Here is a 15,363-nt window from a genome sequence, read left to right as displayed (position 1 = left end):
CCGCACCGACAACCCCGACACCGCCTTCGTACCCGACGAGATCGTCGACCGCTTCTGCCTGCTCGGCCCGCCCCAGGCCCACATCGAGAAGCTGAAGGCACTGCGCGACCTCGGCGTCGACCAGTTCGCCCTGTACGCCATGCACGACGCCCGCGAGGAAGTCATCGACGCCTACGGACAGCAGGTCATCCCCGCCCTGCACTGACGTACCGTCAATTCCCTTACCTGCACGGCCCGTTCGCCCCTCACCGCCTTCCCCGAACGAATGGCCTGCCCATGACCGACACCACCGCCATATCCACCACGGCCGGCCCCCGGGACGGCCGGTTCGTCAACGAGGACCTGCGGCCGGTGCCGCCCGAGGGGCGCACCTGGACGACGTACAACTTCGCCGCCCTGTGGGTCGGCATGGCTCACAACATCCCCTCCTGGACGCTTGCTTCCGGTCTGGTCGCGCTCGGCATGGACTGGAAGCAGGCGGTGTTCACCATCGCCCTCGCCAACCTGATCGTGCTGGTCCCGATGCTCCTGACCGGGCACGCGGGCCCCAAATACGGCATACCGTTCCCGGTCCTGGCCCGCGCCTCCTTCGGGCTGCGTGGCGCCAACCTCCCGGCGATGATCCGCGCGGCCGTCGCCTGCTGCTGGTTCGGCATCCAGACCTGGATCGGCGGCCAGGGCATCTTCGTCCTGCTCGGCAAGATCTTCGGCGGCTGGGCGGATGTGGCGTCGATCGGCGGCCAGCCCTGGACCCTCTGGCTCTGCTTCGTGTTCTTCTGGGCACTCGAACTCGCCATCATCCACCGGGGGATGGACACCCTGCGCCGCTTCGAGAACTGGGCGGCGCCCTTCGTCATCGTCGGCGCCCTGGTCCTGCTGGCCTGGATCGCCCACAAGGCGGGCGGCTTCGGCCCGCTCCTCGACCAGCCCTCGAAACACGGCTGGGGCCCCGACTTCTGGCCCGTCTTCTTCCCGTCCCTCATGGGCATGATCGGCTTCTGGGCGACGCTGTCGCTGAACATCCCGGACTTCACCCGCTTCGGCAAGGGCCAGCGAGCCCAGGTCTGGGGGCAGACACTCGGGCTGCCCACGACCATGACCGCGTTCGCGCTCCTGTCGGTCCTGGTGACCTCCGGCTCCCAGGCGGTGTACGGGGTGCCGATCTGGAGCCCGGTCGACCTGGTCGCCAAGACGGACAACGTCTTCGGCCTGCTGTTCGCGCTGCTGACCGTCCTGGTCGCGACGATTTCCGTGAACATCGCGGCAAACGTGGTGTCCCCGGCCTACGACCTGGCGAATCTCGCCCCCAAACTCATCAACTTCCGTCGGGGAGCGCTCATTACGGGCATCGTCGGCGTCCTGATGTTCCCGTGGAAGCTGACCTCGACGCCCGAGCTGTACATCTTCACCTGGCTCGGCGTCGTGGGCGGGCTGCTCGGCACGGTCGCCGGGATCCTCATCGCCGACTACTGGGTGGTGCGCCGCACGGTCCTGGACGTGGCCGACCTGTACCGGCCGGGCGGCCGCTACTGGTACACGGGCGGCTGGAACTGGCGGGCGGTGGCGGCCTTCCTGGTCGGCGGGGTGCTCGCGATCGGCGGCTCGTACTCCACCCTCGACGACAAGGGCGCCAAGGCGGGCCCGTTCCCCACGGACGGCCTCATCCCGTTCCTGAAACCGCTCGCGGACTACGGCTGGGCGGTGGGCCTCGGCTCGGCGCTGCTGTTGTACGTCGTGCTGTCGGCCGGAACCCGTCAGTCCGCGGGGCCCGGCTCCCAGCCCGGCGCGTAGCCGTCGACCTCCCGCTGCCAGGCCTCGGGGCCGCCCGGCAGGGGCCAGGCGCGGGTCAGGCCGGCGGCGTCGTCCAGGGCGGTGAGATCGGCCGCGAACCCGCGGGACGCATGGGAGATCCGCGTGGAGGCGAGCGGCCCGCCCCTCGCCTCCTGCGCCCGCACGTGCTCCTCGTACGCCTCGATCCGTCGGCGCATCGCCTGCTCGGCCCAGCCGTCGGGCATCGCCCTGGTCAGGACGAGGGGCTCGGGGCGCCCGCCTTCCGCGAGCGCGGCCGTCAGACGGTCGTGACCGTCGAGTACGACGGGGGAGTTGAGGCCGCTGACCCACCACAGGAGCACCGGGGGCAGCAAGCCCTCGCGGTACTGGCGCCGGTAGGCCTTCACGCGCGGGGCGTCGCCCGCTGGACCGCGAAGAGGACAGGGTCCGCGCCCTGGCGAAGGAGCAGCCGCCGGCCGGACGCGGTCTCGACCCGCAGCGCGGGAACGGCGGGCCCGTCGATGTACAGCGACTGCTCCGCCATGCCCCGCTCCCTCTCCCCACCCCGGCTACGGCACGCGAGCCGTCCACTGCGCGGTGCTGAACTTGGTCGCCGCGAGCTCGCGGGCCCGGGCCATCTCCTCGTCGGTGACCTTGCCCTCGGACAGACCGTACCGGGAACGGAAGGAAGCGATCATCCGCTTGATCACGGCCTCGCGCGGCAGGCCGGTCTGCCGCCGCAGCGGGTCGACGCGCTTCTTGGCACTCTTGGTGCCCTTGTCGGACAGCTTCTCCTTGCCGATGCGCAGCACGTCCAGCATCTTGTCCGCGTCGATGTCGTACGCCATCGTCACGTGGTGCAGCACCGCGCCGTCGTCCGCGACGATCCGCTTCTGCGCGGCGCCCGCGATCTTGCCGGCCTCGGTCGCGATGTCGTTGAGCGGCTGGTACCAGGCCTTGACGCCCATGTCGCCGAGCGCGCCGAGCACCCAGTCGTCGAGATAGGCGTAGCTGTCCGCGAAGGACAGGCCCTGCACCAGGGCGTCCGGCACGGACAGCGAGTACGTGATCGTGTTGCCGGGCTCGATGAACATGGCGCCGCCGCCGCTGATCCGCCGCACGACGGTGATGCCGTGGCGTTCGGCGCCCTCGGGGTCGACCTCGTTGCGCAGCGACTGGAAGCTGCCGATGACCACGGCGGGCGCGCCCCACTCCCACACCCGCAGAGTCGGCGGGCGGCGCCCGGCGGCGACCTCGGCGGTGATCACCTCGTCGAGTGCCATGTGCAGCGCGGGCGACTGCGGGGCCTCGTGGATCAGCTGCCAGTCGTAGTCGTTCCAGTCGGTGGCGTGGGCGAGTGCCCGGCGCACTGCGACCGCCACGCCCTCCGAGGTCAGCCCGTACATGGTGGTGCCGGGTGGCAGCGCCGCGTCGATCCGGGCCGAGAGCCCGGCCGCGTCGGTGTCGGCGGGGGCGCCGTCCAGGGCCCCGTTGATCGCCAGGATCGCCTCGTCGGGTTCGAGGAAGAAGTCGCCCGCGACCGCCACGTCCCGCAGGACCCCGTCGCGGGTGTCGAGGTCGACCACGACGAGCTTGCCGCCGGGGACCTTGTATTCGCCGTGCACCGATTTGCCTCCATGTGTTCCTCGCGGTCCAACCGTAAATGGCTGGGGCCCATTCCCGCGCCGGGCTAGCCTGCCCGGATGACGGATCAAGAGACTCCCGGCGGCTCCGCCGCGCCCGCCTTCGTACCCGTCGGCTTCCTGGTTCCGGGCGGACTCGACGCCGGGGACTTCCGGCTCCTGCCACTGGGTCCGGAGCACAACGAGCGCGATCACGCGGCATGGACGGGGAGCATCGCGCACATCCGGGCGACCCCGGGCTTCGTCGGACGGAACTGGCCGCCGGAGGCGGGCATGACCCTGGAGGCGAATCTGCGGGACCTCGAAAAGCACGCCGCGGACTTCGCTCAGCGACGCGGATTCACCTACACGGTGCTGGAAGGACGGCCGTCCTCCGAGGTGATCGGGTGCGTCTACATCTACCCCGACCGGGACGACGCCGCCGTCACCGCGGTGTCCTCGTGGGTGCGGGCCGACCGGGCCGCGCTCGACGTGCCCGTGTACGTGGCGGTGCGGGACTGGCTCGCCAAGGACTGGCCGTTCGCGCGGGTCGACTACGCCGCGCGCTGAGGCGGGCGGTCCGCAGGCGGCTCGCTGATTGTCAGTGCCGCGTGCTTTGCTGGGACGCATGATCGACGAAGGTTTTCTCGCAGGTGACCTGGCAGCAGTGGAAGAGGCGGTCCGCAAGGCGGCCGCCGCCGAGATCATGCCGCGCTTCCGGCAGCTCGCCGCGCACGAGGTCGTCGAGAAGAACGGCCCGCACGACCTGGTGACGGTCGCCGACCGGCTCGCGGAGGAGCACCTGACCGCGTCCCTCACCGCGATACTTCCCGGCTCGGTGGTGGTCGGCGAGGAGGCCGTGCACGCGGACCCGGAGGTGTACGAGGCGCTGCGCGGCGAGGCGCCGGTGTGGATCGTCGACCCGGTGGACGGCACCCGCCAGTTCGTCCGCGGCGAAGCCGGATTCTGCACCCTGGTCGCCCTCGCCCACCGGGGCGAACTCCTCGCGTCCTGGACGTACGCGCCGGCGCTCGACGAGATGGCCGTGGCGATCCGGGGCCGCGGCGCCACCCTCAACGGCGAGCCACTGCACGCCGGTTCACCCGCACCCGGCGCGATCCTTGAGGTGGCCACGTCCCACCCGGACTACACGACACCCGAGCAGAAGCGCGCCCTCCTCACCCTGCGCACCGAGGGAGTCCAGCCACGGCCGTGCGGCTCGGCCGGTCTCGAATACCTGGCGATAGCCCGCGGAGAACTCGACGCGCTGGCCTTCTCCTGGGAGTACGCATGGGACCACGCGGCGGGCCTGCTCCTGGTCGCCGAGGCGGGCGGCGCCCAGACCACGGTCGCGGGCGAACCGTTCCGGATCACCGGGGGGAATGCGCTCCCCTTCACCGCGGCGCGGGACGCGGCGACGGCGGAGCGGATACGGGGGCTGCTGGCGGGGGAGTGAGGCGCCCGAGCCTCCGAAGGGGCTCGCCCCTGCCGCTGGCGTTTTTCTGCGGCGGGCCGTACGTGGCTGGTCGCGCAGTTCCCCGCGCCCCTAGCGGATTGATCCCTGGCAGGGTGTCCATGTGGCACCGGGCGGAGCCCCGGGGGTGGTCAGGACAATGCCGCTCGTACTTCGCTCACCAGCTCCGCCGCCAGCTCCACCGCCTCCGCGTCGAGGCCGGTCAGGGTCGCCGTCGCGCGCTCGGCGAAGTTCGGCGGGGTCGCGGGAAGGGCCGCCGCCGAGGCCAACGCTCCCTTCTCGTTGAGGAGCCAGCGCCGGTGGTGGGCGTGCAGCGACTGGGCGAGGATGCCCAACGCCCGGGACAGGCAGAGCGAGACGTGCAGCGCATCGCCGACCCCGGCCGACTTCCGGGCGACCGCCACCGAGAACTCCGCCTCCCAGGACGCCGCGACCAGCGCCGCCCGCAACGGCTCGGGATAGTCCCGTACCGCCTTCTGAAGGTCCGTCAACTCGCCCTGCGGGTCCGTCAGTACGCGCCCCAGGGCCACTTCGCCGGGGTACGTCGGCGACCAGAAGCCGAGGGGATGGCCGGGCTGTACGCCGATCTCGTACCGGCCCTCCGCGCAGTCCGCCCACACGCGCTCGACCCGGTCGAGGTCGCGCAGGATCCAGTCGACCGCGACGCCGTCGAGGGTCAGCCAGGCCCCGCCGTTCACCCAGGGGCCCCAGCCGCCGGGCCCGGCCACCTCCACCTGAGCGCCCGTGATCTCTTCGGCCAGCCGGGCCAGGGCGGAAACATCCAGGTCGCCCCGGTAATAGAGGCCCAGGTCCCAGTCGGAGTCCGGGCGGTGCGTACCGCGGGCGCGGCTGCCGCCGAGGGCGACGGCCCGCACCCCGGGCACCTCGGTGAGCCGCTCGGCGACTGCGGAAATACGGTGGCTGAAGGCGGCGTCCGCGTTCGAGTTCACCGGCCGGACGCTACCCCGGGCCGGATTGTCGGTGCACCGGAATATCCTGGGGGTCCTGGTCGTGGCGTGAGGAGTCCGAGGTGCCGTCGATGCTCGATGCAGTCGTCGTGGGGGCGGGCCCCAACGGGCTGACCGCTGCGGTCGAACTGGCCAGGAGAGGCTTGCGCGTTGAGGTCTTCGAGGCCAAGGACACCGTGGGCGGCGGTGCCAGGACCGAGGAGCTCACCCTCCCCGGCTTCCGCCACGACCCGTGTTCCGCGGTCCACCCCCTGGGCATCGGCTCGCCCGCCTTCCGGAACATGCCGCTTGACCGGTACGGCCTTGAATGGCTGCACCCCGAGCTGCCGATGGCGCACCCCTTCGACGACGGCACGGCCGCCGTCCTGTCCCGCTCGGTCGCCGAGACCGCCGCGTCCTTCGGCCCGCGCGACGCCGGAACGTACCGCCGCCTGCTCGCCCCGTTCCTCGGCAAGTGGGACGTGCTCGCACGGGACTTCATGTCGCTGCCGCTGACCGCGCTGCCGCGCGACCCGATCGGCCTCGCCCGGTTCGGGACCGTGGGCCTGCCGCCGTACAGCTGGCTGATGCGGCGCTTCCGGGACGACCGGGCGCGGGCCCTGATGGCCGGGCTCGTCGCCCATGTCATCGCCCCGCTCAATGGTCTGGCCACGGGCGGCGTCGGCATGCTCTTCGCGCTGGCCGCGCACGAGAACGGCTGGCCGCTGCCGCGCGGCGGCTCCCAGTCGATCTCCGACGCCCTCACCGCGTACCTGCGCGACCTGGGCGGCGCCGTCCATACCGGATTCGAGGTCAAGCGGCTCGACGACCTGCCGCCGGCCCGCACCTACCTCTTCGACACCTCGCCCACCGCGCTGGCCCGGATCGCGGGCCTGGGCCGCGCGTACGACGGCTACAAGTACGGCGCCGCCGTATTCAAGATCGATTACGCCCTGGACGGGCCCGTGCCCTGGACGGCGAAGGAGCCCCGGCTCGCCGGGACCGTCCAGATCGGCCCCTCCAGCCGCGACATCGGCACCGCCCTGAGCCAGGCCTCCGGCGGCACGGCCCCCGACACCCCGTTCCTGATCACCGCCCAGCCCAGCCTCGTCGACCCGTCCCGCGCGCCCGAGGGAAAGCACGTGTTCTGGGCGTACGGGCACGTCCCCAACGGGTGGGAGGGCGACTTCACGGACGCCATCGAGCGGCAGATCGAGCGCTTCGCCCCCGGCTTCCGCGACCGGATCCTCGCCCGTGCGACCGCGGGCCCGCCCCAACTCGCCGAGCGCAACGCCAACTACGTGGGCGGCGACATCGCCTGCGGCGCGGCCCGCGGCATCCAGTTGCTGCTCCGCCCGAAGATCTCCCTGTTCCCGTACGCGACGCGCCACCCGTCGGTGTTCCTGTGCTCGTCGGCCGCGTGGCCGGGCCCGGGGGTGCACGGGATGTCGGGCCACAACGCGGCGAAGGCGGCATGGCGAGCCCTGCGAAAGGCCGACCAGCGATGACATCGACCCGGGCGGAGATCGTCCTCGTACGCGGCGACATCACGGAGCAGACCGTGGACATCATCGTCAACGCCGCGAATTCCTCGCTGCTCGGAGGCGGCGGGGTCGACGGCGCGATCCACCGGCGCGGGGGCCCCGCCATCCTGGAGGACTGCCGCAAGCTGCGGGCTTCGAAGTACGGCAGGGGCCTGGCAACGGGACAGGCGGTAGCCACGACGGCCGGGCGGCTGCACGCCGGCCATGTGATCCACACGGTGGGCCCGGTCTGGTCGAAGGACGAGGACCGCACGGCGTTGCTCGCTTCCTGCTACGAGCAGTCCCTCAAGCTCGCGAGGGAGCTGGGCGCCGCGACCATCGCCTTCCCGGCGATCTCGACCGGCATCTTCGGCTGGCCGATCGACAGCGGGGCGGGGATCGCGATCCGAGTGGCTCGCGAGCACGGCGGCGCTCCGCTGCGGGAGATCCGTTTCGTGCTGTTCGACGAGCCCGCGTACCAGGCGTTCGCCCAGGTCCTGGGCGACTGAGGGCGCAGCCGTCGAACCCGCCTCCGGGCGGCCGGACCGCTGCCCGCTTCCGTGGTGCGGTGCCACCCCGAGACATGATCTTGACCGCGTGTTATCAGCCACCTCGCTGACCGCATTTGTGGCGCCTGCTGCCGTGGTGTCGCCATGAATCGGCTTGATCAAAGCACCGTATGTCGAGCTATCCCGGTCGAGTTGATCGCCGCTGACCGGTCGCGGGATGCCGAGACGGGCCGAAGCGACCGCGTCGCACCCGTGGCGTAAATACGTCGACATGTCGGCAGTCGTGTCGACCAACATCATTACCCGCTGGTTCACTTGCCCGGCAGGAGCCTCTCGCCACCCGATCGGGTGATTCTGATGGCTCCTTCTTGGCGCATGCGCCCCGACCGAAGGGACCAGGATGTCGACCGCTGCGTACCGGCAACAGCCCGAGCAGCCGACGGGCCGGGCACAGCTCAGCCTGGGGATCGCCGCCGCGCGGAACCTGGCGACCACCACCAAGAGCGTCCCGCAGATGCAGGGCGTCAGCTCCCGGTGGCTGCTGCGCATGCTGCCCTGGGTGGAGGTGAAGGGTGGCGCGTACCGGGTCAACCGGCGCCTGGTGTACGAGGTCGGCGACGGCCGGGTCACTTTCGTCCAGGAGGGGACCACGGTCAGGGTCGTCCCCGCGGAACTGGGCGAACTGCCGCTGCTGCGTGGGTTCGAGGACGAGGAGGCGCTGCGCGCGCTCGCCGAGCGCTGCCGACAGGAGCAGTACGGCCCCGGTCAGGTGATCGCCCACCAGGGCGGGCCCGTCGACCACGTCTACCTGATCGCGCACGGCAAGGTGGAGAAGGCCGGCACCGGACGGTACGGCGAGGAGACCCGGCGCGGCGTGCTGTCCGACGGCGGGTTCTTCGGCGGGCAGGCGGTGGCCGAGGAGCCGGGGGAGTGGGAGTTCACGGCACGCGCCATGACGGCGTGCACCGTGCTGGCGCTGCCCCGCGCCGCGTACGAGGAAGTGGCAGTTCGCAACGAGCGGTTGCGGGCCCACGTCCGCCGGCGACAGGACGAAAAGGCGAGGCCGCAGAACAAGAAGGGCGAGGCGAACATAGCCCTCGCCTCCGGCCACACCGGTGAGCCGGTGCTTCCGGGAACCTTCGTCGACTACGAACTGGCGCCCCGCGAATACGAGTTGAGCGTGGCCCAGACGATCCTGCGGGTGCACAGCCGGGTCGCCGACCTCTACAACGACCCGATGGACCAGGTCGAGCAGCAACTGCGGCTGACCATCGAGGCGCTGCGCGAGCGCCAGGAATCGGAGCTGGTCAACAACCCCGAGTTCGGGCTGCTGCACAACGCCGACCACAGTCAGCGCATCTCCACCCACTCCGGCCCGCCCACCCCGGACGACATGGACGAGCTGCTGAGCATGCGGCGCGGCACCAAGGCCTTCTTCGCGCACCCCCGCGCCATCTCCGCCTTCGCCCGCGAATGCAACAAGCGGGGCCTCTCGTTCGACAGCGCCGAGGTGGGCGGTCATCCGGTGCCCGCCTGGCGGGGCGTGCCGATCCTGCCCTGCGGCAAGATCCCCGTCTCGGACGAGGGGACCTCCGCCATCCTCGCGATGCGCCTGGGCGAGGCCGAGGAAGGCGTGGTCGGCCTGCGGCAGACCGGGATCCCCGACGAGTACGAGCCGGGCCTCAACGTGCGGTTCATGGGCATCAACGACCAGGCCCTGATCTCCTATCTGGTCAGCACCTACTACTCGGCCGCGGTTCTCGTGCCCGACGCACTCGGCGTCCTCGAAAACGTCGAGGTCTTCCACAGCCCGTCCTGACGCGGACGTCAGCCATGACGCAGGCGTCGGCCGTCCCGACGCGGACGTCAGCCACGACACGGGCCTCAGCCGTCCTGACGAAGACGTCGACCAGCGCGAACGGAGAGCAGAACCCGTGTCACAGCTGTCCCGGATGACCGCACCCACGGCCCGCCACCACACGGCGCGGCTCGTGGCCACGCTCCTCACCCACCGCCGGGGAACCCTCCCCGCCGCTCCGAAGGCGCTGCCGGGAACCGCCCCGCGCCCGGCGGGCACCGCGATACCCACCGGGCCGACGGGACTCGGCACCTCCGCCGCCCGCATCGCGCCGGCAAAGCCGGCCGCGAGCAGGGCGCAAGGGCAGGGCGCCGGTGTCCCGGAGCTGTACTGCCCGCCCGCGATCCGGGACGACCCGGCGCTCGGCCAGGAGGTGAACGACCGCCTGGTGGCCTGGGCCGAAGAAGTCGGGCTCTATGCCGGACGGCTCGACCGCGTACGCGCGGCGGACTTCGGGCGCCTCATGATGCTGGCCCACCCCGACACCGACGACCCGGACCGGCTCCTCGCCGCGGCCCGGTGCGCACTGGCGGAGTGGGCCACGGACGACTACTACTGCGACGACGAGACCATGGGGTCCCGGCCCGAACTCCTCGGCTCGCAGCTCGGTCTCGCCCATGCGGCCCTCGACCCCGCCCACCTCCCGGCCCGTTACGCGTCCGCGTGGGAAGCGGACATGGGCGCCGACCCCGTACGGGTCGCCCTGCGCTCGGCGCTCCAGGGCCTCGCCAGGTACGCGGACCCCGCTCAACTGGCCCGGCTCCGCCACGAGGTCGCCGTCCTCTTCGTCGGCTACGGACAGGAGGGCTCCTGGCGGTCCCGGGGCCACATGCCCACCGTCCGCGAATATCTGGCACACCGTCAGATCAACAGCTTCCTGCCCTGCATCGCCCTGGTCGACGTGCTGAGCGGCCATCCGCTGGCGGCCCGCGAGTACGCCGATCCCCGGGTCCGCCGCGTCGTGACGATGGCCGGCACGGCCGGCACGCTCGTCAACGACCTGTATTCGATGACCAAGGAACACCACTCCTCGGGCGTGGAGTTCAATCTGCCCACCGTGATCACCGAGGAGGAGCGGTGCTCGCCGGGTGAGGCGGTGGAGCGGAGCGTGGAGATCCACGACGAGCTGGTGCGCACCTACGAGAGTGAGGCCGCGGCCCTCGCCGTCACCGGATCGCCCCAGCTGCGCCACTTCCTCGCGGGGGTGTGGGCCTGGCTCGGCGGCAACCGCGCATGGCACAGCGGCAGCCTCCGCTACAACGACGCCTGAGCCCGCCCTCCCGCCTCGTCACCACCCCTGCGGTATGCCCGCACCCAAGTAAGGAGCCCCCATGACCACCACCCCTGCCCCCGCAGGCGTACTGCGCACCGCCTACCAGAAGGCCGTCGCGGAGTACTGGAACAACGAGCAGGACCCGGTCAACCTGCGCCTGGGCGATGTCGACGGCCTCTACCACCACCACTACGGGCTCGGCGACTACGACCCCTCCGTCCTGGAGGGCCCGCAGGAGACCCGGGACGCGCGCATCGTCGAGGAACTGCACCGGCTGGAGTCGGCCCAGGCCGACGTCCTCCTCGACCACCTCGGCCCGATAGCCCCCGACCAGCGCCTCCTGGACGCCGGATGCGGCCGGGGCGGCACCAGCATCATGGCCAACGCACGCTTCGGCTGCCAGGTCGACGGCGTGTCCATCTCCCAGTCCCAGGTCGACTTCGCCAACGGCCAGGCCCGCAAGCGCGGCGTGGACGACAAGGTGCGCTACCACTTCGGCAACATGCTCGACACGGGCTTCCCGACCGGTGCCTTCCAGGGGATCTGGAACAACGAGTCCACCATGTACGTGGACCTCTTCGAGCTGTTCTCCGAGCACGCCCGCCAGCTGGCCTTCGGCGGCCGCTACGTCGTCATTACGGGCTGCTACAACGACGTCACCGGCGGCCGTTCCAAGGCGGTCAGCCGCATCGACGAGCACTACACCTGCAACATCCACCCCCGCAGCGCGTACTTCAAGGCGATGGCCGCCAACGGTCTCGTCCCGATCAACGTCGTCGACCTCACCGCCGACGCGATCCCGTACTGGGAGCTGCGGGCCCAGTCCTCCCTGGCCACCGGCGTCGAGGACCCGTTCCTGACCGCGTACCGCGAAGGCAGCTTCCACTATCTGCTGATCGCCGCCGACCGCATCTGACCGCCCCTGGCCCCGCAAGGTCGATGTCGGATTTTCGCCAGCCGGGGCGGGGGGTCGTGCCCGATGCTTGACGCATGCCCCCCGTCGCCCCCGCCCCGATGCACACCGACACCGAGCGCTGCGTACGCGCCGTCCAGTCCAAGGACGCGCGCTTCGACGGCTGGTTCTTCACGGCCGTCCTGACCACCCGCATCTACTGCCGGCCCAGCTGCCCGGTCGTGCCGCCGAAGGTCGAGAACATGACCTTCTACCCGAGCGCGGCCGCCTGCCAGCAGGCCGGGTTCCGGGCCTGCAAGCGGTGCCGCCCCGACACCACGCCCGGCTCGCCCCAGTGGAACGCCCGCGCCGACACCGTGGCCCGCGCCATGCGCCTCATCAGGGACGGAGTCGTCGACCGCGAGGGCGTCCCCGGCCTCGCGGCCCGGCTCGGCTACAGCGCCCGGCAGATCGAGCGCCAGCTGCTCGCCGAGCTGGGCGCGGGCCCTCTCGCCCTGGCCCGCGCCCAGCGCGCCCAGACCGCGCGGCTGCTCATCGAGACGACCCCGCTGCCCATGGCGGAGGTCGCCTTCGCCGCCGGGTTCTCCTCGATCCGCACCTTCAACGACACCGTCCGCGAGGTGTTCGCGCTGGCCCCGACCGAGCTGCGGGCCCGCGCCGCACGCGGCATCGCCCGCCAGACGCCGGGCGCGATCACCCTGCGGCTGCCCTTCCGCGCGCCGCTCACCCCGGACAACCTCTTCGGCCACCTCGCCGCGACGGGCGTGCCCGGCGTGGAGGAGTGGCGCGACGGTTCGTTCCGCCGCACGCTGTCCCTCCCGTACGGGCACGGCATCGCGGAGCTCACCCCGCAGCCCGAGCACATCGGATGCGTGCTGCACCTCACCGATCTGCGCGACCTCACCATCGCGATCAGCCGCTGCCGCTGGATGCTCGACCTGGACGCCGATCCGGTCGCCGTGGACGACCGCCTGCGCGCCGATCCGCTGCTCGCGCCGCTGGTCGACAAGGCGCCGGGGCGCCGGGTGCCGCGTACGGTCGACGCGCCGGAATTCGCGGTCCGGGCGGTGCTCGGCCAGCAGGTCTCGACGGCCGCCGCCCGCACCCATGCCGCCCGGCTCGTCGTCGCACACGGCCGGGCCATCGACGACCCGACGGGCGACTTGACCCACCTCTTCCCGACCCCCGCCCAGCTCGCGGGGCTCGACCCGGAGACGCTGGCCCTGCCGCGCAGCCGCCGCGCAACCCTCACCACGCTGGTCGCCGCGCTCGCCGACGGCACCCTCGAACTCGGCATCGACAGCGACTGGGACCGGGCCAGGGCCCAGCTCATGGAGCTGCCCGGCTTCGGCCCCTGGACCGTCGAGGCGATCGCGATGCGGGCGCTTGGCGACCCGGACGCCTTCCTGCCCACCGACCTCGGCATGCGCCGCGCCGCCCAGAACCTCGGCCTGCCCTCCACCCCCGCCGCGCTCACCGCGCGCGCCGCGGCCTGGCGACCCTGGCGGGCCTACGCCGTCCAGTACCTCTGGGCGACGGAAGACCACGCCATCAACCACCTTCCCGAATAAGGGAGTTCAGTCGTGCACATCACCCACACGGTCATCGACAGCCCCTACGGCCCGCTCACCCTGGTGGCCACCGACGGAGTCCTGAGCCACCTCTACATGGAGGGCCAGCGCCACAGGCCCCCGCAGGAAACCTTCGGCGAGCGGGACGAAGACGGCCCGTTCCCGGAAGCCATCCGCCAACTCGACGCGTACTTCACGGCCGAACTGACCGAATTCAAACTGGACTTGAACCTTCAGGGCACACCGTTCCAGCAGCGCGTGTGGCACCAGCTCCAGCAGATCCCGTACGGCGAGACCCGCTCCTACGGCGAGCTGGCCGAAGCCCTCGGCAACCCGAACGCGTCCCGCGCGGTGGGCCTCGCCAACGGCAAGAACCCGGTCGGCATCATCGTGCCCTGCCACCGAGTGATCGGCGCGAACGGCAGCCTGACCGGCTACGGCGGCGGCCTCGACCGCAAGCAGCGGCTGCTGGCGTTCGAGCGGGGGGAGGCGGAGGACGCGCTGTTCTAGGACGGTGTCGTCAACTCTCCCAGCCCGACCAGGAGTTGGGGCAGCGCCGTGCCGATCGGCTCGCGTACGACCTCGTCGGCGAGCGCGTCGTACGGGGTCGGATCGGCGTTCACGATGATCAGCCGGGCGCCCCCGTCCGCCGCGATCCCCGCGAGCGAGGCCGCGGGCTGGACCTGGAGGGTCGTGCCGACCGCGATGAAGATCTGGCAGGCCTTGGCGATCGCCATCGCCTGGGCGAGCACCTCGGGGTCGAGCCGTTCGCCGAACATGACCGTCGCCGACTTCAGGATGCCCCCGCAGACCGTGCACGGCGGATCAGCCTCGCCCGCCGTCACCCGCGCCAGCGCCTCGTCCATCGAGGACCGTGCGTGGCAGCGGGTACAGGTCACCGCCCGTGCGGTGCCGTGGAGTTCGAGGATCTTGCCCTCTGGGAAGCCCGCGCGCTGCTGCAGTCCGTCGACGTTCTGGGTGATCATTCGCACCGGCATACCGGACTTCTCGAACTCGGCGACCGCCCGGTGCGCGGCGTTCGGCTCGGCCCTCAGGGCGGGGCTGTCGCGGCGCATCAGCCAGGACCGGCGCCGGATCTCGGGATCGGCCATGTAGAAGTCGTACGTCACCAGCTTCTCGGCCTCGGGATCGCGCCGCCACAGGCCGTTCGGCCCGCGGTAGTCGGGGATCCCCGAATCGGTGGAGATGCCGGCCCCGGAAAGAATCGCGACGAGTGGCTTGCTCATGCGGGGAGCGTAGGGGGCGTGGGGGAAGGGGGCGAACGGATTTCGGTCCGCCCCTTCCAGGCGCGGCGGGGAGCCGGGCTCCGCACCCGGGGTACGCCCACCGCTCACCCCACCCGAAGTCCATTCTCCAGCTCCACCGTCCCCCGCCCTTCCAACAGGACGTCCAGCGCGGCCAGTACGCGGTGGCCCAGGGGGCCCGGCAGGTGGGTGGGGAGGTCTTCGCGGGGGACCAGGCGCCAGGAGAGGAGCTCCTCCTCCTGGAGCCGGATCGACTTGAGGCGGTCCTCGTCGAGGACCCCGCCGTCGTAGACGTACGCGACGATCGGCGGGCGCGCCTTGCCGTGGACCCAGTCCACCGCGAGCAGGCGGCCGGGCCGCACGTCGAGGCCGATCTCTTCGAGGGTCTCGCGGCGGGCCGCCCCGCGCGGGGTCTCGTCGGTGTCGGACTCCACGGTCCCGCCGGGCAGCGCCCAGCCCTCGCGGTAGTTGGGCTCGACGAGCAGCACCCGGCCCGTGGCGTCGAGGAACAGCGTGGCGGCGCCGGCGAGCACGCGGGGGAGGCCGGCGATGTAGGCGGCGTAGTCGTTGTCGGGCGCTGTGGCGTTGTCGGTCGTCATGGTGAGAAGGGTAGGGGGCCTGGTCAGGGGGTTCCTCGC

General features: G+C 71.7%; 17 protein-coding genes. 11 read left to right on the top strand and 6 right to left on the bottom strand.

Annotated elements, in window-relative coordinates:
* The coding region (locus tag ADK54_RS36730) for an LLM class flavin-dependent oxidoreductase (protein ID WP_159048008.1) at positions 1-205 on the top strand (205 nt) is incomplete at its 5' end.
* A 71-nt stretch (positions 206-276) separates the two neighbouring features.
* Complete coding sequence (locus ADK54_RS36725) at positions 277-1,791, top strand: NCS1 family nucleobase:cation symporter-1 (protein ID WP_078966909.1); 1,515 nt, start codon at positions 277-279, stop codon at positions 1,789-1,791.
* Here ADK54_RS36725 and ADK54_RS36720 read toward each other — a convergent pair.
* From ADK54_RS36720 to ADK54_RS36715, 3 genes are read right to left on the bottom strand one after another with little or no spacing between them, the layout of a single operon-like run.
* A complete protein-coding gene (locus tag ADK54_RS36720) occupies positions 1,755-2,177 on the bottom strand; it encodes a hypothetical protein (protein WP_053730156.1) in 423 nt (140 codons plus the stop codon). The genes ADK54_RS36725 and ADK54_RS36720 overlap by 37 nt on opposite strands.
* Complete coding sequence (locus ADK54_RS46450) at positions 2,174-2,314, bottom strand: hypothetical protein (RefSeq protein WP_159048007.1); 141 nt, start codon at positions 2,312-2,314, stop codon at positions 2,174-2,176. Before ADK54_RS46450 ends, ADK54_RS36720 begins: the two co-directional genes overlap by 4 nt.
* Before the next feature lie 25 nt (positions 2,315-2,339).
* The gene (locus ADK54_RS36715) at positions 2,340-3,395 is read right to left on the bottom strand and encodes a lipoate--protein ligase family protein (RefSeq protein ID WP_053730155.1); all 1,056 of its coding nucleotides are present in this window, start codon (positions 3,393-3,395) and stop codon (positions 2,340-2,342) included.
* A 78-nt stretch (positions 3,396-3,473) separates the two neighbouring features.
* Here ADK54_RS36715 and ADK54_RS36710 point away from each other — a divergent pair, with 78 nt between their 5' ends.
* Complete coding sequence (locus ADK54_RS36710) at positions 3,474-3,962, top strand: hypothetical protein (RefSeq protein ID WP_053730154.1); 489 nt, start codon at positions 3,474-3,476, stop codon at positions 3,960-3,962.
* A gap of 58 nt (positions 3,963-4,020) precedes the next feature.
* The gene (locus ADK54_RS36705) at positions 4,021-4,848 is read left to right on the top strand and encodes an inositol monophosphatase family protein (RefSeq protein WP_053730153.1); all 828 of its coding nucleotides are present in this window, start codon (positions 4,021-4,023) and stop codon (positions 4,846-4,848) included.
* Positions 4,849-4,997: 149 nt separating this feature from the next.
* Here ADK54_RS36705 and ADK54_RS36700 read toward each other — a convergent pair whose 3' ends face one another.
* Positions 4,998-5,816 (bottom strand): nucleotidyltransferase domain-containing protein, encoded by an 819-nt coding sequence (locus ADK54_RS36700; RefSeq protein WP_053730152.1) that lies wholly within the window; start codon positions 5,814-5,816, stop codon positions 4,998-5,000.
* A gap of 80 nt (positions 5,817-5,896) precedes the next feature.
* On the opposite strand from ADK54_RS36700, the gene ADK54_RS36695 reads away from it, so the two are divergent.
* The 7 genes from ADK54_RS36695 to ADK54_RS36665 all read left to right on the top strand — a co-directional run bounded on the left by ADK54_RS36695 (position 5,897) and on the right by ADK54_RS36665 (position 13,970).
* Complete coding sequence (locus tag ADK54_RS36695) at positions 5,897-7,321, top strand: phytoene desaturase family protein (RefSeq protein WP_199827114.1); 1,425 nt, start codon at positions 5,897-5,899, stop codon at positions 7,319-7,321.
* Positions 7,318-7,845 (top strand): O-acetyl-ADP-ribose deacetylase, encoded by a 528-nt coding sequence (locus ADK54_RS36690; protein WP_053730151.1) that lies wholly within the window; start codon positions 7,318-7,320, stop codon positions 7,843-7,845. The genes ADK54_RS36695 and ADK54_RS36690 overlap by 4 nt, the downstream gene beginning before the upstream one ends.
* A gap of 400 nt (positions 7,846-8,245) precedes the next feature.
* On the top strand, positions 8,246-9,664 hold the full coding sequence (locus ADK54_RS36685; RefSeq protein WP_053730150.1) for a family 2B encapsulin nanocompartment shell protein: 1,419 nt from the start codon (positions 8,246-8,248) through the stop codon (positions 9,662-9,664).
* Between the two features lie 115 nt (positions 9,665-9,779).
* Positions 9,780-10,973, top strand: a complete 1,194-nt coding sequence (locus tag ADK54_RS36680; protein WP_053730149.1) for a family 2 encapsulin nanocompartment cargo protein terpene cyclase — start codon at positions 9,780-9,782, stop codon at positions 10,971-10,973.
* A 61-nt stretch (positions 10,974-11,034) separates the two neighbouring features.
* The gene (locus ADK54_RS36675) at positions 11,035-11,892 is read left to right on the top strand and encodes a geranyl diphosphate 2-C-methyltransferase (protein WP_053730148.1); all 858 of its coding nucleotides are present in this window, start codon (positions 11,035-11,037) and stop codon (positions 11,890-11,892) included.
* Positions 11,893-11,990: 98 nt separating this feature from the next.
* Positions 11,991-13,460 (top strand): AlkA N-terminal domain-containing protein, encoded by a 1,470-nt coding sequence (locus ADK54_RS36670; RefSeq protein ID WP_053730159.1) that lies wholly within the window; start codon positions 11,991-11,993, stop codon positions 13,458-13,460.
* A 12-nt stretch (positions 13,461-13,472) separates the two neighbouring features.
* On the top strand, positions 13,473-13,970 hold the full coding sequence (locus ADK54_RS36665) for a methylated-DNA--[protein]-cysteine S-methyltransferase (RefSeq protein ID WP_053730147.1): 498 nt from the start codon (positions 13,473-13,475) through the stop codon (positions 13,968-13,970).
* Here the strand turns inward: ADK54_RS36665 and ADK54_RS36660 are convergent.
* Together ADK54_RS36660 and ADK54_RS36655 are read right to left on the bottom strand one after the other, a co-directional pair.
* Positions 13,967-14,707: an SIR2 family NAD-dependent protein deacylase gene (locus ADK54_RS36660; protein WP_053730158.1), complete on the bottom strand. Its 741-nt coding sequence runs from the start codon at positions 14,705-14,707 to the stop codon at positions 13,967-13,969. The two genes, ADK54_RS36665 and ADK54_RS36660, sit on opposite strands and share 4 nt — an antisense overlap.
* A 104-nt stretch (positions 14,708-14,811) precedes the next feature.
* Positions 14,812-15,324 carry an NUDIX domain-containing protein gene (locus ADK54_RS36655; protein ID WP_053730146.1) on the bottom strand — a complete coding sequence of 171 codons (513 nt, stop codon included), beginning with the start codon at positions 15,322-15,324 and terminating at the stop codon, positions 14,812-14,814.
* Between the last annotated feature and the right edge of the window lie 39 nt (positions 15,325-15,363).

Origin of the sequence: Streptomyces sp. WM6378 (assembly GCF_001279695.1) — a bacterium.
Classification (GTDB): Bacteria; Actinomycetota; Actinomycetes; order Streptomycetales; family Streptomycetaceae; genus Streptomyces.
The sequence above is the reverse complement of the archived record's forward strand: the minus strand, read 5'-3'. Positions and strand labels throughout refer to the sequence as shown.